Consider the following 22,432-nt stretch of genomic DNA (forward strand, 5'->3'; position numbering starts at 1 on the left):
CTCAGGGCTGAAGCAGACGCCGCAGCAATTCCGCGTTCGGAAATCCGTCCGCTACCAGTCCGACCTCGCGTTGGTACGAGCGCAATGCCGAGCGCGTCGCAGGCCCGAACAGGCCGTCCGCGGCGCCGCTCGGAAACCCTTTCGCTGCAAGCGCCTCCTGCATCTGGACGACCTCTGCCCTGCTTAGTGGCGTCATTTGGCGAGGCCACACGGTCTGGATGGGCAGGCCGCCAGTGATTTGCTGCGACAGGCTCCCGACTGCCAGCGCATAGCTGGTCGAGTTGTTGTATTTGAGGATGGCCCGAAAGTTAGCGCCGACGAGAAAGGCCGGGCCGCCCGCTCCGGCCGGCAATAGCACCGAGGCACCCGGGAAGTCAGGCATCCGACTTCCATCGACCGTCATCACGCCCTCCGCATTCCACTGCATCGCGGACTGGACGACCGAAGGGTCTGCACGCACGTAATCGAACAAGGCGGGCAGGCGAACCTCGACGCCCCACGGCTGTCCGGGCTGCCAGCCGGATTTCGCGAGATAGTTGGCAGTCGATGCGACGACATCGGGGAGGCTGTTCCAGATGTCTCGACGCCCGTCGCCATCGCCGTCGATCGCGTACGCCAGGAAGCTGGACGGCAGGAACTGCGTCTGTCCCATCGCGCCGGCCCAGGAGCCGATCATCCGTTCGGGTGCGATGTCACCCCGCTCGACGATCTTCAACGCGGCCAGCAGTTCGTTGCGCGCCCAGCCAGAACGCCGTCCTTCGAACCCCAGCGTCGCCAGCGCGTCGATGGTCGATGTGCTTCCGAAATTGCTGCCGTAGTTGCTCTCCATTCCCCAGATCGCCACGACCACCTCGGGCGGCACGGTTTGTTGTTGCTGGAGAACGTTCGGCGCCTCGCTTCGGATGCGCTGCAGCATCTCCCTGCCCATCGTCACGCGTTGAGCGCTGACGGTGCGGTCGAGGTAGTCCCAGACGGAGCGCGTGAACTCCGGTTGTGCCCGGTCGAGGTCGATGACGCGAGGCAGGAAAGTGACGTTTTTCAGACTCCGGTCGAGCGTCGATTCGCCAATTCCGGAGGCAAGGGCGCTGCAACGGAATTCCTTGACCCAGTCGGCGAACGCGGCGTCATGCGACGAAGCGGATGTCGTGTGGACGGTCTGCGTATTCGCACCGGTGCTGGCACCGAGATCAGGTTTTTGCGAACGCAGGGCGCAGCCGGCAAGCAACGCAACGGCGAGGAGAGAAACGGAAAAGTGCATGTTTGTGATTTTCGCCACGTAGAGCCACGAGGTGGCGATCACTGGTACAACACAATGTGATGTGAATTGTGTCTCGATCGTCAAAATAAAAACCGACAAGAACCTAGACAAACCCCTCGACAAGAACCACGCAATGCCTGTTTCATCCGGACCACGCAAATGGCTCGCCGCCGGGCTGCTCGGCCTCTGCCTTGCCGCTCATTTCCAGGCCTGGTCGCAGCCCGCGCAGCCCGCGCAGCCCCCATTTGCCAACGAGGCGTTGCGATTGCGCATCGTCGGCGGGCTGGCCAACGTCAGTCAGTATCTGCGCCACGAGGAGCCGTTCTGGACGCAGACGCTCGGCAGGCTCAGCGCGGGCCGCTACACCGCCGGCATCGTTCCCTTCGATCGCGCGGGCGTTCCCGGTCAGGACATGCTGACGCTCATCCGGCTCGGCGTGGTGCCGTTCGGGACTGCCTTGCTGGGCCTGGTCGCGGGACAATATCCAGAGCTTTCGGCGCCCGACCTGGCGGCACTTAGTCCGGACGTCGCCACGCTGAGAAAGGTCGTCGACGCGTTCCGTCCGGCGCTTGCCAGCGCCATGCGGGAGCGTCATGGCGCCGAATTGCTGGCCGTCTACATGTACCCGGCGCAGGTTGTGTTCTGCAGGGAGCCGCTGCGCGGGCTGACCGATCTTTCAGGTCGGCGCACGCGCGTGTCGTCGTCTACGCAGTCCGATTTCGTCGTTTCGGTCGGTGGAATCCCGGTTCTGATGCCGTTCTCCGAAGTCACTGCCAGCATCCGCTCGGGTTCGACCGATTGCGCGATCACCGGCGCCACCTCCGGCAAGGCCATCGGCCTCCCTGCCGTGACCAAGACGATCTACACGCTTCCGGTTTCGTGGGGAGTCGCCGTCTTCGGCGCCAACCTCGACGTCTGGCGATCCCTGCCGGAAGATCTCCGGGCTCTGCTGCTCAAGGAAATGCCGAAGCTCGAAGCCGCGATCTGGGAGGAGGCCGAGCGCGAATCGGACTTTGCGCGGCCCTGCAATGCCACGACGACATGCGCGCCAGGGTCACTCGAAGCGCTGGCTGTCGTGCGGCCTTCCCAAGCCGACCAGCTCCTGCGGAAGCGGATCTTCGAGCGCCAGGTGCTGCCTGGATGGGTCGAACGCTGCGGGCCGGACTGTACGAAGCTCTGGGACACGACCATCGGGCCCGTCGTCGGCATCAAGGCACCTCCCTACCGGTGACGAACCGTTCTTCACCGCGCAGCGCGGTACTTCTTTACGGCGCGGCCTTCCTCGCGGTAATGCTGGTGGCTGGGGCGTCGTTCCTCGCGAGCCGCGAGCTGCATCGGCGTGCGTTCACCAACGTGGAACAGCAGGCGATCCGGTTCATCGGCGGTGCACAAGCTGCATTGAACCGTACCGTGCTGGGCGTCGACGTCCTGCTGGCCGGCGTCGGCGAACTGGTGCCTCGGACGGCGGAACTGAAGGGCAGGGACGGGCGCGATCGGGCGTCCCGGCTCATGGACATGGGTGTCGACCAGAATCCGCTCGTCCAGAGGCTCTTCCTGATCTCCGCGGACGGTGGCGTGCTGGTTTCATCGGGAGAACATGGGCGCGGCAGCAGCCCGAAGCTGCCGCTGTCCGAAAGCTATCTCGAGAGCATCTTCGCGGAAAAGATTTCGTCGCTTTTCATCGGTGAACCCGTCGTCAGTCAGGCCACTTCGAGACCGGTACTTCATTTCGCGCGTGCATTGCGTCTGCCCGACGGCAACCGGGTGGTGGTCGTCGCGGAGCTGGACATCGCCCTCCTGATGAACATCCTGGTCCAGGGTGCGGACATCGGCGGCCTGGAGGTGACGGTCGAGCGCGAGAGCGGGCTGTTGCTGGCAAGTACACCGGCCGGCCTGGTGCCGGGCGAGCGACGTCAGGTCAGTGCGCTAGGCCCACGGCGCGAGGATGCCTCCTTCTTTCTCGGACCCGCCCGTCTCAGTGCCGTTCCGGCCGTCGTCGTGGCTCGTCCGTGCCTGCAGACTCAGATGCTGGTCACGGGCAGCATTCCGCTGTCGTCGGCGCTGGCCGACTCGCGACGCGAGCGCAACGTGATCTTCGGCATCGGCGGCGTCGTGGCCGCGGCACTGGTGCTCGGCGCGATGTTCCTGCGCCAGCGCCTGCTGCGCCAGTGGACGGAGCGCATGGAGCGTCAACGCTCGCGTGCCACCCTCGATCAGGCGCTCGAATCCATGCAGGTCGGTTTCGTGCTTCTCGATGCGGACGAGAGGATGCTGGTCTGGAATCGCTCGTTCCACGACATATTCCCGAGAGCAAAAGACCTGACCGGCCTCGACCGGCCTTTCCGGCCCATCGCCGACCTGACGGCGCAGTATCGGCGCCTGCCGGCTGCGGCGAACGCTCCGGATCGGAAGCAGGAGCAAGAAGAGGAACTGGTGTTGCCCGACGGCAGGGTCATCCGGTCGACCAAGAACCGGACGCCCGACGGCGGCCTCGTCTGCATCTACCAGGACGTGACGGAGAAGAAACGGTACACGGCGCAGCTTCTCGAAGGACGTGCGCAGCTGCAAGCCACGCTCGATGCGCTGCCCGACACATTGCTGGAACTCGATCGGAACGGCATCTGCCTCAGGTTTCATGCGCCGCAGGGGCAGGGCGCCATTGCGGCGGACGTTGGACCGGTCGGCAGGAGGATCGGGGAGATGCTGCCTGCGCCGGCGGCCGAACAGGTCATGCAGGCGATTCGCGAGGCAGGTGCGTCGGGCGGCACCGGGCGCCGCCGCGTGCGGCAATTCGAACTCGCGGTGAAAGGTATGTCCGAATCGCCTCGCTTCTTCGAAGTGCTGGTTTCCCGCAAGCCGACCGAAGGCACCGAGCGGCCCAGCTACATCGTGATCCTGCGCGACATCACGCAGGCCGAGCTCGCCACCCGTCATATCCAGCAGCTGGCTTTCTACGACGTCCTCACCGGGCTGCCGAACCGCCGACTCCTTCTGGATCTGATGGAAGGCGCTGTCCGGATCGAACCGGGCAGCGGCCGCCACGGCGCCTTGCTGTTCCTGGATCTGGACAACTTCAAGATGCTCAACGATGCGCTCGGCCATGCGATGGGCGACCTGTTGCTCAAGGAAGCGGCGGCGCGCATCAGTCTCCACGTGCGGCCGGGCGACGTCGTGGCCCGCCTCGGCGGCGACGAGTTCGTCGTCATGCTCGAAAACCTCGGCGAAGGTCGCGAGGCTGCCCGGAGCCAGGTCCGCGTGGTCGGCGAGCGGATCATCGACGCCCTGAATGTGCCGTTCCGTCTCGACACCGCCACGACCTACCACCGTACCTGCAGTCTTGGCATCGCCTTGTTCGACGGCGGCGAGCGCTCGATCGAGGAGATCCTGAAGCAGGCGGACATCGCGATGTATGTCGCCAAGACGGCTGGCGGCAACGCCTTGCGCTTCTTCGAGCCCGAGATGCAGGCGGAAGTGGCTGCGCGTTCGGTGCTCGAAAACGAGCTCAGCGAGGCACTCGCGGCGCATCAGTTCTTGCTTTATTACCAGACCCAGGTGGACGGTTCGGGCGCGACCGTCGGGGTCGAGGCGCTCGTCCGCTGGCAGCATCCGCAGCGCGGCCTGGTTCTGCCGGGCGAGTTCATTTCGGTGGCGGAAGACACCGAACTCATCGTTCCGCTCGGTCTCCAGGTGCTGGAGATGGCCTGCGCGCAACTCGCAGCCTGGCGCGGCGTGCCTGGCCGATCGCAGCTCGAGATTGCCGTCAACGTCAGCGCCCGCCAGTTCCGGCGCGACGATTTCGCCGACGAGGTGGAAAAGGCCATCGCCGTGTCGGGAGCCGACCCCGGGCTGCTGAAGCTGGAGCTCACCGAGAGCCTGTTGCAGAGCCATGTGCCGGAGACGATCCGGAAGATGCAGCGGCTGAAGTCGCTCGGTATCCGCTTCTCGATGGACGACTTCGGCATCGGATATTCGTCGCTGTCTTACCTGACGCAATTGCCGCTGGACCAGCTGAAGATCGACAAATACTTTGTCGGCGGCATCGGCGTCGATCCGAAGATCGAGACGATCGTCCAGACCATCATTGGAATGGCACGCAATCTGGATGTCGAGCTGATCGCCGAGGGCGTCGAAACCGAACAGCAGCGCATCTTTCTGGAAAAGCATGGATGCACGCGCTTCCAGGGCTTTCTTTTCAGCCGACCCGTTCCGATTGCGGATTTCGAGCGCAAGACGATGTGAGGAAAGACGCCTGCCGATGCCTACAGCCACAGTGCGAGTCGGCCCACGGCGTGCATGCCGACGCCGGCCGAGTCTTCGATGAGATCAAGGAATCCTTCCGGGATCCGAATCAGAAAGACTCAATTGAAAAACCAAAAACTCGTATCCGTGCTTTTCGTCGCTGCTTTGGCAGGCGCGTCCGTAACAGGCGCCGTGGCGCAGACCAGTGCTGTCGGCGGCAAGGACGTCATGGCCAGCAAATCGCTTTCCGACGAAGACAGGGAGTTCATGATCAAGGCGGCCGGCGGCGGGCTTTTCGAGATCGAGGCATCCAAGATGGCGGCCGTGAAGTCCCAGAACGCCGATGTCAAGCGCTACGCGGCCATGCTGGTCAAGGATCACACCGCCGCGAGCGAAACCTTGAAGACCATCGCCGTCGCCAAGCCGCTGCGCTTGCCACTCGACATGCCCGACGGAAAGAAGGCCGATCTGAACATGCTCTCGAAATCGACACCGGCCGAGTTCGACGAGAAGTACATCAAGATCGTCGGCCTGGACGACCACAAGGCCGACATCAAGCTGTTCGAAGCGGCAGTCGCCAAGGGCAAGGATCCGCAGGTGAAAGACTTTGCTGCGAAAACGTTGCCGAAGCTTCGGGCGCACCTCGCAGCAGCCGAGAAGCTGGCGGCGGCTAGTGGCGCATCTGCAGGCACCAAGTAGGCAGTGGTGGCGGTGGAATGTTGGGCCTGCACGCGGGCTCAGTGGAGCGTGCAGGGGACGCCGGCATTCCACATCCGCTCAACGCTTCAGTGATTTAACATAATATACATTGTATAAAGTATGCGAAAAGTGATCCTGGCGCGTCTACCGTACGATTCGGCATGACACAAACAAAGCCTGAGCCTTCGAGAGATTCGAACGAGACCATCAAGCGCCTTCCTGGCGAGGCCCTATCTGCATCGCAGACATCCAATGAACGAAAGCCATCCAGGACCATCGGCCTGGTTCTGATGATGCTGGGCGCCATGGCTTGCGCTGCTGCTGGCATCGGCGGATTGTTGATCGGCTTCCGCTTCTTCACGAACCCCTGAGGAACGAGATCGAGGCAGCCAATGGCGCAGCACTGATTGAGCATGGTTCCAGCGATCGCTGGCCCTGCACCCGCTGCAGCATTCTTTCCTGAACCTTGTTTGCAGTTGGCACTGATGTGCTGAATGCGAATAACGCGAGCGCTTTGAAGACTTCAACAGGACTCCACCGCCCCGCCCCGCTGAACTAGAAAGCTACACCGTAAAAATACACTAACGGCATACCGATTGATATGCATAGAGATTAATAGGATCACCTATCTTGCAATTTGAGGTGGCGAAGCATTAGTAATGAGACACAATAATGGTTTGCCGTTAGTGTATTTATGAGCAACCTCTCCCTCTTCGACGATCCCGAAATTCCCGATCACCAATCTGCCTTCCAGCAATGGATCGCCCACAAGCAAGCGACCGGCCTGCTACGCGAACCGGGCTCCGTCCAGGTCTACCGCGACATGTGGGGTGCCTTTACCGCGTGGTGCCTGGGTCAGAAACCGCCTGTGACGCTGGCTTCCGTCAATGCGCTGGATCTGCAGGCTTTCCAGGCAGCGCGCTACGGCGTCAAGAGTTCGGATCTCTCGCTCTCACCCCGGCATGCGTTGCGGCTGATGCGATTGATCGACCGCGTGCTGATGCACCATGCCGCCGACGCCGGCCATCGCACCAACCTCGCAGCGTCGCATTGGCTGGCGGCAAATCCGCGGGTTCGTTATTCGGAGGCTGCCACAGCCGATCCCCTGCCGGAATCGCTCACCGTCGCCGAGGCTAAAACGCTGATCACGTTCCTGTCGTCGGCCCGACCTCGCCCCGGCGTTTCGGCTGCCCGGCGCGACAGCCAGGCTGCGATGAGCTGGCAGGACGTGCGCAATCGGGTCTCGGTCGCGCTACAACTCGGCGCCGGGCTTTCGCCCGGGGACGTTCGGGCGCTTTCGTTGACATCGCCCACCATCCCGGGTGGACGCGTGCAGGCTCGCCCGTGGAAACTCGCGGTACCGGGCAACGGAAACTCGCCGGCGCGCGAGACGCCGGTCGCACCATGGGCGGGAGAACTGCTTCAATACTGGCTCCAGGTGCGGGCCGAGGCCCGGATCCCGGGCGAGCATCTGTTTCCGTCCACGCGCACCGGTAAACCCTGGAGCAAGGACTCGCAGTACCGGGCGTCGCGGGCTGTGTTCGAGGAAGCCGGTATCGAAAACGCCGAGGGCGGATCGTTCCGGCTTCGCCACACCTTCGCTATTCGCCAGCTGCGACGTGGGACCGAGCCGGAGCAAGTCGCACGTTGGCTTGGGATCGAGCCCGAAGCGATGGGACGTTACGACCGGATCGTGCCGGGCCCGGCCGACGTCGTTTGAGCACCTGCTGTTTCAACAATCAGGCGCCCGCGAGAATGCGGATTTCCCGGTCGACGCCATCGCCCAGAGCGGCCAGCGCTTCCTGGTAAGCCGGGCTGTCGTGCGCTGCCATTGCCTGCTCGACGCTGTCGAATTCGAGCAGGACGGTGCGCTGCATCTGGCCTTTTTCATAAACCTTGGCCGGCTCGCCCCGCGCCAGAAAACGTCCGCCGTTCGCAGTCAGCGCGGGGCCCGCAAGCTTTGCGTAGGCGGCAAGTTTTTCGGTGTCGTTGACGGCGCTGTAGACGCTGACCCAATAGGCTTTTGGCATGTGAACTCTTCAAGTGATGGTTGGAGGATGCGACTGTGCCACGGTTGCCCGAGCGACGAGAAAGAACTCCTCGATCGGCTCGTGCACAAACGTTGTCGGCGGTCATCGGTCGTTCTTGGTTGCCTGCATGTCCAATCAGACGATTCCTAGCGCGAGACGGGTCCGCGAGTCCTAAGTTCGACGCTTCCTCACATCATCCAGAAAGCGTCCATGCGCAGTAACGCCATTTCACCAGTCGTTCCCCACACGCCAGCCCGTCGGCAATCAGAGGCAAAAGGTGCGCCAACCGCCAAACCCCTGCTCGAGCCGTTTTCAAGAAAACACGCGAACCCCCAAGCGACGCCAGTCCACGCCGATGCCATGCTCCGACGTGTGACCAACACGCTGTTCGGACGACCATCGGGACATGAAGAGCCGACAACTGTCCGCGGCTCACTGATCGGATACAGACGCGAACCTTCTTCTCAGGGCCATCGAAACATGGATCCGGCTATCGTGAACCGCCAGGAAAACATGGCGTGGATGGCAGGATGGGAACAGGATTGGATCGAGGCGTTCAACCAACCGCAGCCCATGGGGTCGCCCCGCGTGCAGCGTCCCGTACAGCAAGTGGCTCAACATCCAATTCAGCAACCTGTGCAACAGCCTGTGCAACAGCCGGCGCAACAGCCGATCCAGCCGCAAGTTGGTGCGCAACGCGCGTTCCAGCTGATTTGAGGACCTAATGCCTGGAGACGACTTAGCTCGTTGAAAGGTGGTGCTGCCGCGGATCCGGCACGGCCGCCATCAGCTCCCGCGTATACGCATGCTGCGGCGCATCCAGCACCTCCTCTGCGCCGCCCTGCTCCACCAGCCTCCCACGCTGCATCACGCCGATGTGATCGCACATATGCCGGATCACCGCCAGGTTGTGGCTGATCAGCAAATAGGTCAGTCCGAATTCGTCCTGCAGGTCTCGCATCAGATTCAGCACCTGCGCCTGCACGGAGACGTCCAGCGACGAAGTCGGCTCGTCGCAGACGATGAACTCCGGCTGGCTCGCCAGCGCGCGCGCGATGGCGATGCGCTGCCGCTGTCCACCTGAAAACTGGTGCGGATATTTGCGCCCGTCGTCCGGCGACATACGCACGCGGCGCAGCGCCTCGGACACGCGCTCTGCGGTTTCGTCCGCACTGCCAGCCAGCCCGAGCACCTCGACCGGCTCTGCGATCAAACGGTCGACCCTCCAGCGCGGGTTCAAACTCGCATACGGATCCTGAAAAATCATCTGGAAACGCCGGCGCAGCGCCGCCGTTTCCGCAGCGCCGCCCCAGCGGTCGACGCCGTCGAACAGCACGCGGCCGGCTGTCGGTTTCGTCAGGCCGGCGATCATTCGCGCCACGGTCGATTTGCCCGATCCCGACTCGCCGACCAGCCCGAACGTGCCTCCGCGCACGATGTCGAAATGCACGTCGTCGACGGCGCGCAGCACTTTTTTCGGTTGCCGCGCCAGCGTGCGGACCAGCCAGCCGGCCGACAGGTCGAACTCGCGTGCGAGGCCCTGAACCTGGATCAGCGGTGAAGCCGGCTCTGCAATGGTGCCCCGTGCCTTCGCTTCCACTTCGGCAACGGCCGGCGGCAGTGTCGCAGCAGCTGCAATATCGGCGCCGATGTCCGGCACCGGCAGTCGATGCAGCCGTTGATGCACGGACGGGATCGCAGCCATCAGCGCTCGCGTGTACGGCTCGCGCGGCCGGTCGAGCACTTCGCGCACCGGGCCGGTTTCGAGCACGCGGCCGCGGTACATCACCATGACGCGGTCGGCTGCCTGCGCAATGACGCCCATGTCGTGCGTGATGAGCATCGCGGCCGTTCCACGTTCACAACACACGCGACGAAACACGCGGATCACCTGCGCCTGTACCGACACGTCGAGCGCGGTCGTCGGTTCGTCGGCGATCAGCAGTTCGGGTTCGGCGCAGAGCGCCAGCGCGATGGCGACACGCTGCCGCATTCCGCCGGAAAACTGGTGCGGGTACAGGTCGATCCGGGTTGCGGGATCGGGAATCTCGACGTCCGCAAGCAGTTCCAGCGCACGCCGCCGTGCCTCCTGCTCGGTCACCGGCAGGTGCGTGCGGATGGTTTCGATCAGGTGCCGCCCGATCGTGTAGACCGGGTTCAGGCTGGTCAGCGGGTCCTGGAACACGCTGCCGATATGGCGTCCGCGAATCCGTCGCATGTCTTCGCCGCGCAGCGTGTCGATGCGCTCGCCGTGCAGTTCGACCGAACCGCTCGCGATGCGCCCGGGCGGATCGATGAGGCCGATGACGGCGGCGCCGGTCATGGATTTGCCCGCGCCGGATTCGCCGACCACGCCCAGGATTTCTCCCGGCGCGATGTCGAATGACACACCGTCGAGCACGCGAACGGTGCCGCGGTAAGTGTCGAATTCGACGCTGAGGTCGCGGACGCTGAGCACGGGCTTGTTGTCTGATGTGCTCATTGGAGTTTCGGATTCAGCGCGTCGCGCAACCAGTCGGCGACGAGGTTGACCGACAGCGCGAGGGCCAGCAGCACCAGCCCGGGGAAAAGAAGAATCCACCATTCGCCCGAGAACAGGAAACCTTGCCCGATGCGGATCAGCGTGCCGAGCGACGGCTGCGTCGGCGGCAGGCCGACGCCCAGATACGACAGCGTCGATTCCGCGACGATGGCCAGCGCGAAACTGATCGCCGCGATCACCAGCACCGGCGCCATCAGGTTGGGCAGGATGTGGTGGCGGAGGATGGCAGCCGGCGAGCGGCCGATGATCTGCGCCGCAGCGACGTAGTCCTTGTGTTTCTCCACCAGCACTGCGCCGCGCACGGTGCGCGCGTATTGCACCCAGTCCGAGAGCCCGATCGCCAGCACGATCACGTAGACCGCCATGTCGTCGCGATAGCCAGCCGGCAGCAAGCCGCGCGCGATGCCGAAGATCAGCAGCGCGACCAGCAGCACCGGAAAGGTCAGTTGCACGTCGGCAATCCGCATCACCAGCGTGTCGAACCAGCCGCCGGCGCCGCCAGCCACGTAACCGGCAGCCAAGCCGAGCGGCACGCCGATGGCCAGCGACAGCGCGATGGCAGACACGCCGACCAGCATCGACATGCGCAAGCCGTAGAGGATGGCCGAGAACACGTCGCGGCCCTGGTCGTCGGCGCCCAGCGGGTAGAACGCGCCGGTGACGCCTTCGCTCCACGGCGGCGTGAAGGCGTCGATCAGGTCGAGATTGGCCGGATCGAACGGGTTCTGCCGCGCGATCCACGGCGCGAAGATCGATGCGAAGGCGATCAGCAGCAGCAGAAAAGCAGCGATCTGCACGGTGCGCGAACGGGCGAACGCGCGCAGCACCGGCGAATCCGCATTGCGCCAGTGTCTGGAAGAAGATTTCATGATTTACGCAGCCGTGGGTCGACCAGCACGTACAGCAGATCCACCACCAGATTGATCGTGACGTACAGCAGCGCGATCAGCATCAGATACGCGGCCACCACCGGCACGTCGACGCCCTGTATCGAGGAGATGAACAGCAGTCCGACGCCCGGCCACTGGAACACCGTCTCGGTCACGATGGCGAACGCGATCAGCGAGCCGATCTGCAGACCGGTGATGGTGATGACCGGAATCAGCGTGTTGCGTAGCGCGTGGCCATAGTGCAGGTCGCGCTCTCGCAGTCCGCGCGCGCGGCCGAAGCGGATGTAGTCGGAGCGCAGGACTTCCAGCATCTCGGCGCGTACCAGCCGCATGATCAGCGTCAGTTTGTAGAGGCCGAGCGTGAGCGCCGGCAAAATCAGCGAGGCCCAGCCCGACGCGGTGAGCAGCCCGGTATTCCAGGCGCCAAGCTGCACCGTTTCACCGCGCCCGAAAGACGGCAGCCAGCGCAATTCGACTGCAAAGAGATAGATCAGTCCGATGCCGATCAGAAAAGTTGGCAGCGAAACGCCGACCAGCGACACCGTCATGATCGCCCGGCTCACCGCGCTGTCGCGCTTGATGGCTGTGTAAACGCCGAGCGCGATGCCGCCGGTGACGGCGAACACGGCCGCGACCAGCGCCAGTTCCAGCGTGGCCGGCAGCCGTTCCGCAATCAGTTCCGCGACCGGCCGCTTCAGCCGATACGAAACACCCAGGTCGCCCTGCAGCACATTGCCGAGATAGCGCACGTACTGCTCCGGCACCGGACGGTCGAAGCCGAGCTGCGAGATCAGCGCCGTGCGGTCGGCGATGGTTGCGTCCTCGCCGAGCAGGCTGATCGTCGGATCGCCGATGTGGCGGAAGACCAGGAACGAGATGAACGAAACGGCCAGCAGCACCAGCACGGACTGGCCGAGCCGGCGCAACAGATGAACCAGCATCTGCGGCTTACTTGCTTGCTGCCTTGGCGACCTTCACGAACTTGAAGAACGGTGTGTTCTCCGGGCTCACCGGAATGTCGAGCTTCGGCGTCGATGCGTACGTCAGCACCTGATCGTGCAGCGGAATATAGAAACGCTCCTGCTGCACCGTCTGCCAGATCGCCTTGATGGTGGCGTCGCGCTTGCCCTTGTCGCTTTCGGACGCGAGCGAAACGATCTTCGCGTCGATGTCCGGGTTGCTGTAGCCGGTCGCGTTGGTCGGGCCGCGCCCGTCCTTGCCGCGCGTGTGCACGAGGTAATCGAAGATGTAAGCCGAGTCATAGGTCGGCACGCCCCAGCCGAACAGATAGAAATCGGTGTCTGCCTGATTGATGGCCACGCTGTGCAGTGCGATCGGGCGCGCGACAACCGTCGTCTTGATGCCGATGCGGCCCAGGAAACCTGAGATCGCGGTGCTGATCGCTTCGTCGTTCACATAGCGATCGTTCGGCGTGTGCAGCGTGAGACCGAATCCGTTCGGGTAGCCGGCATCGGCGAGCAGCTTCTTGGCCTGCGCGACATTGGTTTTCGGGTAAGCCGCAAAAGCTTTCTCGTAGCCGTTCACGAAACGCGGCGCGATGATGCCCGACGGAATCGACTGGCCACGCATGACGGCGGTCTTGATCGCGTCGCGGTCGATAGCGAGATTCATGGCCTCGCGCACTTTCGGGTCCGACAGCGGATTCTTGCCCTTCACGTCGCCGTACTTGAGCTCCTTCGCGCCGACGTTCAGGCCCAGGAAGATCGAACGGTTTTCCGGGCCTTCGGTGATCCGCAGGCGGTTGTCGGCCTTCAGGCGGGCGACGTCCTGCGCCGGCAGGTCCTGCAGGAAGTCGACTTCGCCCGAGAGCAGCGCAGCGACGCGGGTCGCCGGCGATTTGATCGGAAGGTAGACCAGTTCGGTCACGTCGAGCGGGAACTGGCCGCGTCCCCAGTATTGAGGAAATTGCTTGAGCACGGTACGCGTATCGACTTCGCGCGAAGCCAGGGTGTACGGGCCGGTGCCGTTCACGTTGCGGGTGGCAAAGTTCTCGGTTTTGCTGGCGACGTCCTGCGAGGTTTCGGCCTTGTTGGCCTTGGACCAGGCCTCGCTCATGATGAAAAGATTCGTCAGGTTGTTCGGAAAGATCAGGTTAGGGCCCTTGGTCTTCACGCGAACGGTGAGCGGATCGACCTTGGTGACCGTGTCGACCGAAGACAGAAGCGATTTCAGCTGCGAGGTCGGTGCCTGCGCGCGTTTTAGCGAGAAGACGACGTCATCGGCGGTCAGCAGCGTTCCGTCATGGAACTTGACGCCCGGACGCAGCTTGAATTCCCAGACGGTCGGGTCGGAAGTCAGCGTCCAGGAAGTGGCGATCGCACCCTGCAATTTGCCGTCGTACGTGCGGATGAGCAGTGGTTCGTAAAGCTGGTGCAGCAGATTGAAGTTGGTGCCGGTATTGACGGCGTGCGGGTCGAGCGTTGCGGGATCGGCACTGCGCGCCCAGCGAACGGTTTCGGCTTGCACGGCTGCGACTTGCAGGAGACCGGCGGCCAGCATGGTTGCGACCAGAAGTTTACGAATCATGAATGAGCCTTGTAGAGATAAAAGAAGTCTATGGATCGCCGCAATGGCCGCAAACGACTTATTACCAATATACAAAGACACGAGACGCATCAGCGGGCTTGTCCCCGCTGAGTTACCGGCTACTTGAACCGGCTACTTGGGTGCCGAAAGCATTTCGATCGCGTCCGGACGATTGCCGCGTTTCGCGAAATCCAGGGCCGTCATGCCCTGCTGATTCTTCATTGCCGTATCCGCACCTTCATCGAGCAGCAATTTGACGCTTGCACCAGATCCGTACATCGCTGCCATCATCAGCGGCGTGGTGCCATTGGGCGACGGTGCATCGATGAACGCGTATTTGTCCAGCAGCAATTTCATGATCGCAACCTGGCCGCTGCTCGCTGCGTAATGCAGCGGCGTCCATCCCGGTTTGTTGATATCGGCGTCGCGTGCGATCAGCTTTTCGACGAGATCCTGCTGGCCCTTGATCGAGGCAAGCATCAGAGGACTTTCGTCGTTTTCATTACGAGCTTCGACATTGGTCTTCGGCGAAGCGAGCAATACGTCGATGACGCGCGGAGACGGTTCGCGCAGTGCGACCAACAAGCCTGTCTGGCCCTTCTCGTCGCGCGTGTTGGGATCGAAGCCGCGCTGGACAAGGCTCCTGACGCCGCTGGCGTTGTCGCTGCGGACTGCTCTGAAGAAATCGACGGTCGTGTCGGCGTGCGCTGCAAAAGATGCAACCAGGAGAAGAAGATACGATGACTTCTTCAGCAATTGGATGAGCATTGAATACCTGAAAATAGGGTCTCGAAATTGAGGCTGGTGGCCTCGGCAATGGCTTCGACCGATATTCCTCGAAGCTCCGCAATCTGACGGGCGACATAGGGAACATAAGCGGGACTGTTGGTCTTGCCGCGGTAGGGAATCGGAGCGAGATACGGGCTGTCGGTTTCGATCAGCATGCGGTCGAGCGGCACGAATGCCGCGACATCGCGAATGTCCTGCGCTTTCTTGAACGTCAGGATGCCCGAAAAGGAAATGTAGAAACCCAGGTCGAGCGCCGTACGCGCGACTTCCGCAGTCTCGGTAAAGCAATGAAAGACGCCGCCGGCGGAGCCGACCCGGCCGTCTTCGCCCTCTTCCTTCAATATCGCCAGCGTGTCGGCCGACGCATCGCGGGTATGAATGACGAGCGGCTTCTTCACCTGCTGCGCTGCACGAATATGAACTCGGAATCGGTCGCGCTGCCATTCCATGTCCGCAATGGTGCGACCGCCTTTGCGCTCGGCCATCTGGTAATAGTCCAGACCCGTTTCACCGATGGCGACGACTTTTGGCAATTCGGAGCGCCGCACCAGGTCGTCGATGCTGGGCTCTGCAATGTCTTCATTGTCCGGATGCACGCCGACACTGGCCCAGAAGTTGTCGAAACGCGCCGCCATTGTCTGAACGGCGTCGAATTCCTCCAGCGTGGTGCAGATACAGAGCGCGCGGTCGACCTGCGCTTCGGCCATCGCGGCGCGAATCTGCACGATGTTGTCGGCGAGTTCGGGATAGGTCAGGTGACAGTGGGAGTCTGTGAACATGGCAATCGCGCCGGTTGAACGACACGGGAAAAACAGGAAGGCCGGCAGGGCTGCCGACTTTGACTCAAATGGTCTGCGTCGGCCGGTCGGAGGCCATTGCGGCGCCGAGCGCTTCTTCGATGCGCGCCTTGAGCTGCCGGGATTTCTCGTCGGCCGGAAAACGGATGCCGACGCCCGGAGCGCGGCTGCCCGCCGCACGCGCCGGCGTGATCCAGGCAACTTTGCCGGCAACCGGATAGCGCTGCGGATCGTCCGGCAACGTCAGAAGCACATAGACATCGTCGCCCAGGCGATATTCGCGCGATGTCGGAATGAAGATTCCGCCTTCGGCAAACAGCGGAATATATGCAGCGTACAAAGCGCCCTTCTCCTTGATAGCCAGCTGAATCACGCTGGGGCGTGGAGAAAGCGAAGTATTGCTGGAGATGGGTGTGTTCATGGGCGACCCGGCGAGTTTAGGGCGCTTCGCGCTTCGCTCACCAAAGCTTCCAGCATCAACCCGGCGTTGAACGGATGCTCTGCAGTTTTTGCAGCATTTGTTAACGATTTACACCACCGTGCCAACGCAATTGCCGACGGCGGCGGTGGCAATTCGGCCACGGTAAAGAAACGCGGCTCGGCGCCGCTGCCCATTGCCATCAGGTCGTGGCAGATCTTCAGCAGCGTATCGACAGCCTGCGGCGGCGCCTGATCGGCCAGCGCCGCAACCTCGCCCCGCAGCATCGCCTTCGGCAGCAGCGACCACGCCTTCGGCGACTGGCCGTTACGCGCCATCCGCAGTGCGTCGCGCGGTCGTCCGCCAGCGGCTCGCAGCAGTGCGGGCGCATCGGCGGCCGGAATATCGTGGCTTGCCAGCCAGGCTTCGGCCTGTGCCGCTTCGGGCCAGGGCAGGTTGAAGGCGATGCAGCGGCTGCGAATCGTCGGCAGCAATTGCCAGGCCGCCTCGCTCGCCAGCACGAAACGCACGTCGCCGACCGGCTCCTCGAGCGTCTTCAACAAGGCGTTGGCCGTGATCGCGTTCATGCGTTCCGCCGGGTATACCAGCATGACCTTGCCACGCCCGCGCGCGCTGGTGCGCTGGGCGAACCCGACCGCATCGCGCATCGCCTCGACGCGGATTTCACGGCTGGCCTTGCGCTTCTTGTCGTCGATGTCGGACTGGGTCTTCTCGTCCAGCGGCCAGCCGAGTTCCTGCATCGCGACTTCGGGCATCAGCACGCAGAGGTCGGCATGCGTTCGTACGTCGATGGCGTGACAGCTGCCGCAATGGCCGCAGGCGCCCGCATCGCTCGGGTTTTCGCAGAGCCAGGTCCTCGCCAGCGCCAAGGCGAGTTCGTACTGGCCGAGTCCGGACGGTCCCTGCAGCAGCCAGGCGTGGCCGCGCTGGCGCAGCAGACTGGCCAGCGGCTCCACGAGCCAGGGCGACAAGGCTGTCTGCGTTTGCGTCATGCAATGCCCCGTTCTTTCAGCGCGGATTCGATCTGCGCCCACACCTCTTCGCGCGGCCGGTCAGCCGCGATCCGGGCGAAGCGCGTCGGCGCGGCATTCGCACGCGCGGCATAACCGTCGGCGACGCGCTGGAAGAATTCGAGCGGCTGCGATTCGAAACGGTCCGGAACGCGCGCACCGGCAAGACGTTCGGCTGCGATCTCGGGCGGCAGCGTGAACCACAACGTGAGATCGGGCTGCAGCAGATCGGCAAACCCGTCCTGCGACTGCACCCAGCGTTCCAGCGTCGACAGCACCTGCAGATCGAAACCGCGCCCGCCGCCCTGGTAGGCGAAAGTGGCGTCGGTGAAGCGGTCGCACAGCACGACGTCGCCGCGAGCAAGCGCCGGTTCGATCACCCGGACGATGTGATCCCGCCGCGCCGCGAAGACCAGCAGCGACTCGGTCAGCGGATCCATCGGCTCGTTCAGCACCATGTTGCGCAGGTTCTCGGCCAGCGGCGTGCCGCCGGGTTCGCGCGTGCGTGTCACCTGTCGGCCGGCCGCGACGAACATCGCCTCCAGCGCATCGATGTGGCTGGACTTGCCGGCGCCGTCGATACCTTCGAGCGTAAGGAAAAAGGCGTTCGGAAGTGCGTTCGGCATGGTGCTCACTGTCCGCTTTGCGGCTGCTTGGGTTCGATACCGCGCTGATAACGGTTCACCGCCCGGTTGTGCTCGTCGAGCGACGGGCTGAACTGGCTGCTGCCGTCGCCGCGCGAAACGAAATAGAGCGATTTGCTCGACGCCGGTCGAACCGCAGCCAGCAATGCCGCCTGACCGGGCATCGCGATCGGCGTCGGCGGCAGGCCGCGGCGGGTGTAGGTGTTCCAGGGCGTATCGGTCTGCAGGTCCTTCTTGCGGATGTTGCCGTCGTAGGCCGTTCCGAGACCGTAGATCACGGTCGGATCGGTCTGCAGCGGCATGCCGATGCGCAGACGGTTCGCGAAGACGGCGGCGACTTCGGGTCGATCCTTGGACTGGCCTGTCTCCTTCTCGACAATGCTTGCCAGTATCAGCGCCTCATCGGCCGTTTTCAGCGGAATGTCGTTTGCGCGGGCGGCCCAGGCTGCGTCGAGCTTCTTGTCCATGGCCCGCATGGCGCGCTGCAACAACGCGACGTCGGTCGAGCCCTTCGAATAGGTATAGGTATCCGGGAAGAAGCGGCCTTCCGGATGGAGGCCGGGCTTGCCGAGACGCGTCATCAGCGCTTCGTCGGTCACGCCGACCGTGTCTGGTTTCAGCTGTTCGGCCTTGGCCAGCGCCGCACGCACCTGACGGAAATTCCATCCCTCGACCAGCACGACGCTGCGTGTCGCCTCTTCCCCGCGAACCAGCGTGTTCAACAAGGTGCGCGGTGTGACGCCGCGCTCGAGCTCATAACTGCCGGCGCGGATCTGCCGGTCCTGCCCGGAAAAACGAAACCACGCGTAGAGAAGCTGCGGATGGACGCGGGTACCCGTCGCCACGACCGCCTCGGCCACGCCGCGCGGCGTCGTCCCGGGTTCGACGGAAAGATCCACTGTGGGCGACGGAAGATCGAGCGGACGATGCAGCCACCAGAGCCCCCAGGCACCGGTGCCGAGCACGGCCAAGGCGGCGAGCAGGAAAACAGTGAGGAAAAAGCGTCGCAAGGGATGGATTGAATTGCGGAGGAAGGCTGAGCGCCGTTGGCCTTGCCAGCCGGGCGGGTCGTGGCCGGCCATGATAATTCAGCGATGAACACAGTCGCTTTTCATGGTGTAACCCCGCTTTCGAATCTCGGCGTGATCCGCGCCGAAGGCCCCGATGCTGCCAATTTCCTGCACGGACAGCTGACGCAGGACTTCGCGCTGCTCAAAGCCGACGAGGCCCGGCTAGCAGCGCTCTGCACGGCCAAGGGCCGGATGATCGCCAGCTTCATCGGCATCCGGCCGACGCCGGAACTGGTGCTGCTGGTCATCAGCAAGGACATCCTGGCGCAGACGCTGAAGCGGCTGTCGATGTTCGTGATGCGCGCGAAGCTCAAGCTGACCGATGCGACCGGCGATTTCGCTCTGTATGGGTTGGCGGGAAGCGCCATCGCGGCCAATGGCGGGGATTCCGAAGCTGCGCCAGGCACCCGGAAGGCAGTCAATGACATCAGCATCATCGCCCTGTACCCCGCCGACGGCGTGTCGCGCGCGCTGTCGATTGCCCCGCTCGCCTCTCCCGCGCCTGTCGGCGACGCGATCGACCCTGCAACTTGGGCCTGGAGCGAAATCCGCAGCGGCATCGCGACGCTGACGCTGCCGGTTGTCGAGGCCTTCGTGCCGCAGATGCTGAACTACGAATCCGTCGGCGGCGTGAACTTCAAGAAAGGCTGCTATCCGGGCCAGGAGGTCGTCGCGCGTAGTCAGTTTCGCGGGACGCTCAAGCGCCGCGCTTATGTCGTGAGCGCCGATGCACAGGTCGAGGCCGGGCAGGAAGTGTTTGCAGCGAGCGACTCGGAACAACCCGTTGGAACGGTAGTGCAGGCAGCACCGGCGCCGGACGGCGGATGGGCGGCGCTGGTGTCGATGCAGACCTCCGCTCTGGAGGCCGGGCCACTGCATGCGATCAGCGCGACCGGCCCGGCGTTGCAGGTGCAGCCCCTGCCCTACGAATTGCTTGCCGACATTTGATCCTCGACATCGGACCCGCTTCGGGTCCAGAGATACCGCGGAACGGGCTTCGCCCGGCCGCTGGTATCGCCCCCGGCAGGGGGTTGGCGGCTACGCGAAGCGAGCAAGCCTGGGGGCGAGCAACATCTAGCAGCAACGGCCCCTGCCCCCGCCATACCGCGCCTGCTCCCGCTCCCTGAAAAACGTCACCTCGGTCATCGGCGCCTGATCCGGATGCGTCATAGCCATGTGCCGCACGTACGCACCGTAGTCCGGCTGTCCGACCATCAGCCGCAACGTCTGCCCCATCGCGCGGCCGAGGTAACGGCCGGCTTCCGGCAGGCTCATGCCCGAATTGAACATCAGGTGCGCACCGGTTCCAACGCCTTGAACGGCGTCTCGTGCACGGTCGGATGGTTCACGCGCCGCGCGGCCAGGCAGGCTTTCACGCTGTAGAACAGCACGCTCAGCACCACGAAGATGAACAGCGCGCACAACGCGGCGTCGAGCCTGTCGTTGAAGACGATGCGCGCCATTGCCTCGGGCGTCTTGGCCGGCGCGATCAGCACGCCCCGCGCCAGTCCGTCGGCGTACTTTGCGGCATGCGCCAGGAAGCCGACCTTGGGGTCCGGCGAGAAGATCTTCAGCCAGCCGGCTGTCAGCGTGCAGGCCAGCAGCCAGACGGTCGGCACCACGGCCACCCAGGCATAACGCTCGCGCTTCATGCGGAACAGCACGACGGTGCCCAGCAGCAGCGCGACGGCGGCCAGCATCTGGTTGGAGATGCCAAACAGCGGCCACAGCGTGTTGATGCCGCCCAGCGGATCGACCACGCCCTGGTAGAGAAAATAGCCCCAGGCAGCGACGGTGAGTCCGGTGGCGACCAGATTCGCCGGCAGCGAATCGGTCTTGCCGAGCGCCGGCACGAAGCTGCCGAGCAGGTCCTGCAGCATGAAGCGACCGGCGCGCGTACCTGCATCGACTGCCGTCAGGATGAACAGCGCCTCGAACAGGATCGCGAAGTGATACCAGAAAGCCATCATTCCCGGACCGCCAAGTGCCTGGTGAAGGATGTGCGCCATGCCGACCGCCAGCGTCGGAGCGCCGCCGGTGCGGCCGAGGATGGTCGTTTCGCCGACGTCTTTCGCGGTCTGGATCAGCATCTCGGGCGTCACGACGAAGCCCCAGCTGGAAATCGTCTGTGCCACGGTCACCGGATCGCTGCCGACCAGCGCGGCCGGGCTGTTCATCGCGAAGTAGATGCCGGGCTCGATGCACGATGCCGCGACCAGCGCCATCACCGCGACGAAGGATTCGGCCAGCATGCCGCCGTAACCGATGAAACGCGCGTGGCTTTCGTTGTCGATCATCTTCGGCGTGGTGCCCGACGAGATCAGCGCGTGGAAACCGGAGACGGCTCCGCAGGCGATGGTGATGAACAGGAACGGGAACAGGCTTCCCGACCACACCGGGCCGTTGCCGGCAGCGAATTGCGTCACGGCCGGCATCTGCAGCGTCGGCGCGACGAACACGATGCCGATGGCCAGCGCGAGGATCGTGCCGATCTTCAGGAAGGTAGACAAATAATCGCGTGGCGCCAGCAGCAGCCAGACCGGCAGCGTCGCGGCGATGAAGCCGTAGCCGATCAGCATCCAGGTCAGCGACTTGCCGTCGAAGGTGAACATCGCCGCCCATTCCGGGTTCTGGCTCACGGCCTGGCCGCCGAAGATCGCGAGCATCAGCAGCACGAAGCCGATGATCGACACCTCTCCGATGCGTCCCGGCCGGATGTAGCGCAGGTACACGCCCATGAAGAGCGCCACCGGAATCGTCGCGCCCACGGTGAATGCGCCCCACGGCGATTCGGCCAGCGCCTTCACCACGATCAGCGCCAGCACCGCCAGGATGATGATCATGATCATGAAGGTGCCGAAGAGCGCGATCATCCCCGGCACGATGCCCATCTCCTGCTTGATCAGGTCGCCGAGCGACTTGCCGTCGCGCCGCGTCGAGATGAACAGGATGATGAAATCCTGCACAGCGCCGGCAAACACCACGCCTGCAAGAATCCACAGCAATCCGGGCAGGTAGCCCATCTGCGCCGCCAGCACCGGGCCGACCAGCGGACCGGCGCCTGCAATCGCCGCGAAGTGGTGGCCGAAGAGCACGTTCTTGTCGGTCGGCACGTAGTCGAGGCCGTCGTTGTGACGATGGGCCGGCGTCTGGCGCCGCGCGTCGAGCCCCAGCACCTTGTCGGCGATGAACAGGCTGTAGTAGCGGTAGGCGATCAGGTAGACGCAGACCGCGGCGACCACGATCCAAAGCGCGCTGATCGCTTCGCCTCGCGAAAGTGCGACGGTGCCGAGCGCGAAGGCGCCGACGATCGCGACGACGAGCCACAGCAGGTGGCGGCGGATGCTTTGCATTGATTTGTCTCCAGGGGGAAGTCCCCGAAGTGTTCCCTCCATCGGCAGCGCTGCCATCCGTCACACCGCGCGCTTCGCCTGCGCGGTGTTGCGTAAGGGATAACCCGAAAGCGCTACAGAAGCTG

The 22,432-nt window shown here is 63.8% G+C and carries 20 protein-coding genes; 6 read left to right on the forward strand and 14 right to left on the reverse strand.

What is annotated here, in order from left to right; translation table 11 throughout:
- Nucleotide 1 precedes the first annotated feature (1 nt).
- The gene (locus ACSFA3_RS01710; RefSeq protein ID WP_435503678.1) at nt 2–1,258 is read right to left on the reverse strand and encodes a lytic murein transglycosylase; all 1,257 of its coding nucleotides are present in this window, start codon (nt 1,256–1,258) and stop codon (nt 2–4) included.
- A gap of 133 nt (nt 1,259–1,391) precedes the next feature.
- Between ACSFA3_RS01710 and ACSFA3_RS01715 the strand changes: the two genes are divergently transcribed.
- The 4 genes from ACSFA3_RS01715 to ACSFA3_RS01730 all read left to right on the forward strand — a co-directional run bounded on the left by ACSFA3_RS01715 (nt 1,392) and on the right by ACSFA3_RS01730 (nt 7,916).
- On the forward strand, nt 1,392–2,489 hold the full coding sequence (locus ACSFA3_RS01715; RefSeq protein WP_435503679.1) for a TRAP transporter substrate-binding protein: 1,098 nt from the start codon (nt 1,392–1,394) through the stop codon (nt 2,487–2,489).
- The gene (locus tag ACSFA3_RS01720) at nt 2,486–5,497 is read left to right on the forward strand and encodes a bifunctional diguanylate cyclase/phosphodiesterase (protein WP_435503680.1); all 3,012 of its coding nucleotides are present in this window, start codon (nt 2,486–2,488) and stop codon (nt 5,495–5,497) included. Before ACSFA3_RS01715 ends, ACSFA3_RS01720 begins: the two co-directional genes overlap by 4 nt.
- 123 nt (nt 5,498–5,620) lie before the next feature.
- Nucleotides 5,621–6,196 (forward strand): DUF4142 domain-containing protein, encoded by a 576-nt coding sequence (locus ACSFA3_RS01725; protein WP_435503681.1) that lies wholly within the window; start codon nt 5,621–5,623, stop codon nt 6,194–6,196.
- 694 nt (nt 6,197–6,890) lie between these two features.
- A complete protein-coding gene (locus tag ACSFA3_RS01730; RefSeq protein ID WP_435503682.1) occupies nt 6,891–7,916 on the forward strand; it encodes a tyrosine-type recombinase/integrase in 1,026 nt (341 codons plus the stop codon).
- Nucleotides 7,917–7,935: 19 nt separating this feature from the next.
- Here the strand turns inward: ACSFA3_RS01730 and ACSFA3_RS01735 are convergent, their stop codons facing one another.
- Nucleotides 7,936–8,226 carry a DUF1330 domain-containing protein gene (locus tag ACSFA3_RS01735; protein WP_435503683.1) on the reverse strand — a complete coding sequence of 97 codons (291 nt, stop codon included), beginning with the start codon at nt 8,224–8,226 and terminating at the stop codon, nt 7,936–7,938.
- A gap of 210 nt (nt 8,227–8,436) precedes the next feature.
- Between ACSFA3_RS01735 and ACSFA3_RS01740 the strand changes: the two genes are divergently transcribed.
- The gene (locus ACSFA3_RS01740; protein ID WP_435503684.1) at nt 8,437–8,943 is read left to right on the forward strand and encodes a hypothetical protein; all 507 of its coding nucleotides are present in this window, start codon (nt 8,437–8,439) and stop codon (nt 8,941–8,943) included.
- A 22-nt stretch (nt 8,944–8,965) separates the two neighbouring features.
- Here the strand turns inward: ACSFA3_RS01740 and ACSFA3_RS01745 are convergent, their stop codons facing one another.
- The 10 genes from ACSFA3_RS01745 to mltG all read right to left on the reverse strand — a co-directional run bounded on the left by ACSFA3_RS01745 (nt 8,966) and on the right by mltG (nt 18,894).
- Entirely contained in the window at nt 8,966–10,708 is a 1,743-nt protein-coding gene (locus tag ACSFA3_RS01745; protein WP_435503685.1) for a dipeptide ABC transporter ATP-binding protein, read from the reverse strand.
- Nucleotides 10,705–11,637, reverse strand: a complete 933-nt coding sequence (locus tag ACSFA3_RS01750; RefSeq protein ID WP_435503686.1) for an ABC transporter permease — start codon at nt 11,635–11,637, stop codon at nt 10,705–10,707. The genes ACSFA3_RS01745 and ACSFA3_RS01750 overlap by 4 nt, the downstream gene beginning before the upstream one ends.
- Nucleotides 11,634–12,599: an ABC transporter permease gene (locus ACSFA3_RS01755; protein WP_435503687.1), complete on the reverse strand. Its 966-nt coding sequence runs from the start codon at nt 12,597–12,599 to the stop codon at nt 11,634–11,636. Before ACSFA3_RS01755 ends, ACSFA3_RS01750 begins: the two co-directional genes overlap by 4 nt.
- Nucleotides 12,600–12,606: 7 nt before the next feature.
- Nucleotides 12,607–14,205 carry an ABC transporter substrate-binding protein gene (locus ACSFA3_RS01760; RefSeq protein ID WP_435503688.1) on the reverse strand — a complete coding sequence of 533 codons (1,599 nt, stop codon included), beginning with the start codon at nt 14,203–14,205 and terminating at the stop codon, nt 12,607–12,609.
- Between the two features lie 132 nt (nt 14,206–14,337).
- The gene (locus ACSFA3_RS01765; RefSeq protein WP_435503689.1) at nt 14,338–14,973 is read right to left on the reverse strand and encodes an ankyrin repeat domain-containing protein; all 636 of its coding nucleotides are present in this window, start codon (nt 14,971–14,973) and stop codon (nt 14,338–14,340) included.
- Nucleotides 14,955–15,773 carry a TatD family hydrolase gene (locus ACSFA3_RS01770; RefSeq protein ID WP_435504926.1) on the reverse strand — a complete coding sequence of 273 codons (819 nt, stop codon included), beginning with the start codon at nt 15,771–15,773 and terminating at the stop codon, nt 14,955–14,957. The genes ACSFA3_RS01765 and ACSFA3_RS01770 overlap by 19 nt, the downstream gene beginning before the upstream one ends.
- Before the next feature lie 64 nt (nt 15,774–15,837).
- On the reverse strand, nt 15,838–16,212 hold the full coding sequence (locus ACSFA3_RS01775) for a PilZ domain-containing protein (RefSeq protein ID WP_435503690.1): 375 nt from the start codon (nt 16,210–16,212) through the stop codon (nt 15,838–15,840).
- A complete protein-coding gene (locus tag ACSFA3_RS01780; protein ID WP_435503691.1) occupies nt 16,209–17,222 on the reverse strand; it encodes a DNA polymerase III subunit delta' in 1,014 nt (337 codons plus the stop codon). Before ACSFA3_RS01780 ends, ACSFA3_RS01775 begins: the two co-directional genes overlap by 4 nt.
- The gene (tmk, locus tag ACSFA3_RS01785; RefSeq protein WP_435503692.1) at nt 17,219–17,866 is read right to left on the reverse strand and encodes a dTMP kinase; all 648 of its coding nucleotides are present in this window, start codon (nt 17,864–17,866) and stop codon (nt 17,219–17,221) included. Before tmk ends, ACSFA3_RS01780 begins: the two co-directional genes overlap by 4 nt.
- 5 nt (nt 17,867–17,871) lie before the next feature.
- Nucleotides 17,872–18,894, reverse strand: a complete 1,023-nt coding sequence (gene mltG / locus ACSFA3_RS01790) for an endolytic transglycosylase MltG (protein ID WP_435503693.1) — start codon at nt 18,892–18,894, stop codon at nt 17,872–17,874.
- An 84-nt stretch (nt 18,895–18,978) separates the two neighbouring features.
- Between mltG and ygfZ the strand changes: the two genes are divergently transcribed.
- Nucleotides 18,979–19,902: a CAF17-like 4Fe-4S cluster assembly/insertion protein YgfZ gene (gene ygfZ / locus ACSFA3_RS01795; protein WP_435503694.1), complete on the forward strand. Its 924-nt coding sequence runs from the start codon at nt 18,979–18,981 to the stop codon at nt 19,900–19,902.
- Between the two features lie 126 nt (nt 19,903–20,028).
- Here the strand turns inward: ygfZ and ACSFA3_RS01800 are convergent, their stop codons facing one another.
- Together ACSFA3_RS01800 and ACSFA3_RS01805 are read right to left on the reverse strand one after the other, a co-directional pair.
- Nucleotides 20,029–20,244 carry a YbdD/YjiX family protein gene (locus ACSFA3_RS01800; protein WP_435503695.1) on the reverse strand — a complete coding sequence of 72 codons (216 nt, stop codon included), beginning with the start codon at nt 20,242–20,244 and terminating at the stop codon, nt 20,029–20,031.
- The gene (locus tag ACSFA3_RS01805; RefSeq protein WP_435503696.1) at nt 20,244–22,307 is read right to left on the reverse strand and encodes a carbon starvation CstA family protein; all 2,064 of its coding nucleotides are present in this window, start codon (nt 22,305–22,307) and stop codon (nt 20,244–20,246) included. The genes ACSFA3_RS01800 and ACSFA3_RS01805 overlap by 1 nt, the downstream gene beginning before the upstream one ends.
- Nucleotides 22,308–22,432 lie beyond the last annotated feature (125 nt).

This window comes from Variovorax glucosi (assembly GCF_051216695.1).
Lineage (GTDB): Bacteria > Pseudomonadota > Gammaproteobacteria > Burkholderiales > Burkholderiaceae_C > Variovorax.

Excerpts from the sequence above, each read along its gene's own strand:
- ACSFA3_RS01710 (WP_435503678.1), bottom strand. The coding sequence starts at position 1,258 with ATGCACTTTTCCGTTTCTCTCCTCGCCGTTGCGTTGCTTGCCGGCTGC.
- ACSFA3_RS01715 (WP_435503679.1), top strand. The coding sequence starts at position 1,392 with ATGCCTGTTTCATCCGGACCACGCAAATGGCTCGCCGCCGGGCTGCTC.
- ACSFA3_RS01730 (WP_435503682.1), top strand. The coding sequence starts at position 6,891 with ATGAGCAACCTCTCCCTCTTCGACGATCCCGAAATTCCCGATCACCAA.
- ACSFA3_RS01735 (WP_435503683.1), bottom strand. The coding sequence starts at position 8,226 with ATGCCAAAAGCCTATTGGGTCAGCGTCTACAGCGCCGTCAACGACACC.
- ACSFA3_RS01740 (WP_435503684.1), top strand. The coding sequence starts at position 8,437 with ATGCGCAGTAACGCCATTTCACCAGTCGTTCCCCACACGCCAGCCCGT.
- ACSFA3_RS01745 (WP_435503685.1), bottom strand. The coding sequence starts at position 10,708 with ATGAGCACATCAGACAACAAGCCCGTGCTCAGCGTCCGCGACCTCAGC.
- ACSFA3_RS01750 (WP_435503686.1), bottom strand. The coding sequence starts at position 11,637 with ATGAAATCTTCTTCCAGACACTGGCGCAATGCGGATTCGCCGGTGCTG.
- ACSFA3_RS01755 (WP_435503687.1), bottom strand. The coding sequence starts at position 12,599 with ATGCTGGTTCATCTGTTGCGCCGGCTCGGCCAGTCCGTGCTGGTGCTG.
- ACSFA3_RS01760 (WP_435503688.1), bottom strand. The coding sequence starts at position 14,205 with ATGATTCGTAAACTTCTGGTCGCAACCATGCTGGCCGCCGGTCTCCTG.
- ACSFA3_RS01765 (WP_435503689.1), bottom strand. The coding sequence starts at position 14,973 with ATGCTCATCCAATTGCTGAAGAAGTCATCGTATCTTCTTCTCCTGGTT.
- ACSFA3_RS01770 (WP_435504926.1), bottom strand. The coding sequence starts at position 15,773 with ATGTTCACAGACTCCCACTGTCACCTGACCTATCCCGAACTCGCCGAC.
- ACSFA3_RS01775 (WP_435503690.1), bottom strand. The coding sequence starts at position 16,212 with ATGAACACACCCATCTCCAGCAATACTTCGCTTTCTCCACGCCCCAGC.
- ACSFA3_RS01780 (WP_435503691.1), bottom strand. The coding sequence starts at position 17,222 with ATGACGCAAACGCAGACAGCCTTGTCGCCCTGGCTCGTGGAGCCGCTG.
- tmk (WP_435503692.1), bottom strand. The coding sequence starts at position 17,866 with ATGCCGAACGCACTTCCGAACGCCTTTTTCCTTACGCTCGAAGGTATC.
- ygfZ (WP_435503694.1), top strand. The coding sequence starts at position 18,979 with ATGAACACAGTCGCTTTTCATGGTGTAACCCCGCTTTCGAATCTCGGC.
- ACSFA3_RS01800 (WP_435503695.1), bottom strand. The coding sequence starts at position 20,244 with ATGTTCAATTCGGGCATGAGCCTGCCGGAAGCCGGCCGTTACCTCGGC.
- ACSFA3_RS01805 (WP_435503696.1), bottom strand. The coding sequence starts at position 22,307 with ATGCAAAGCATCCGCCGCCACCTGCTGTGGCTCGTCGTCGCGATCGTC.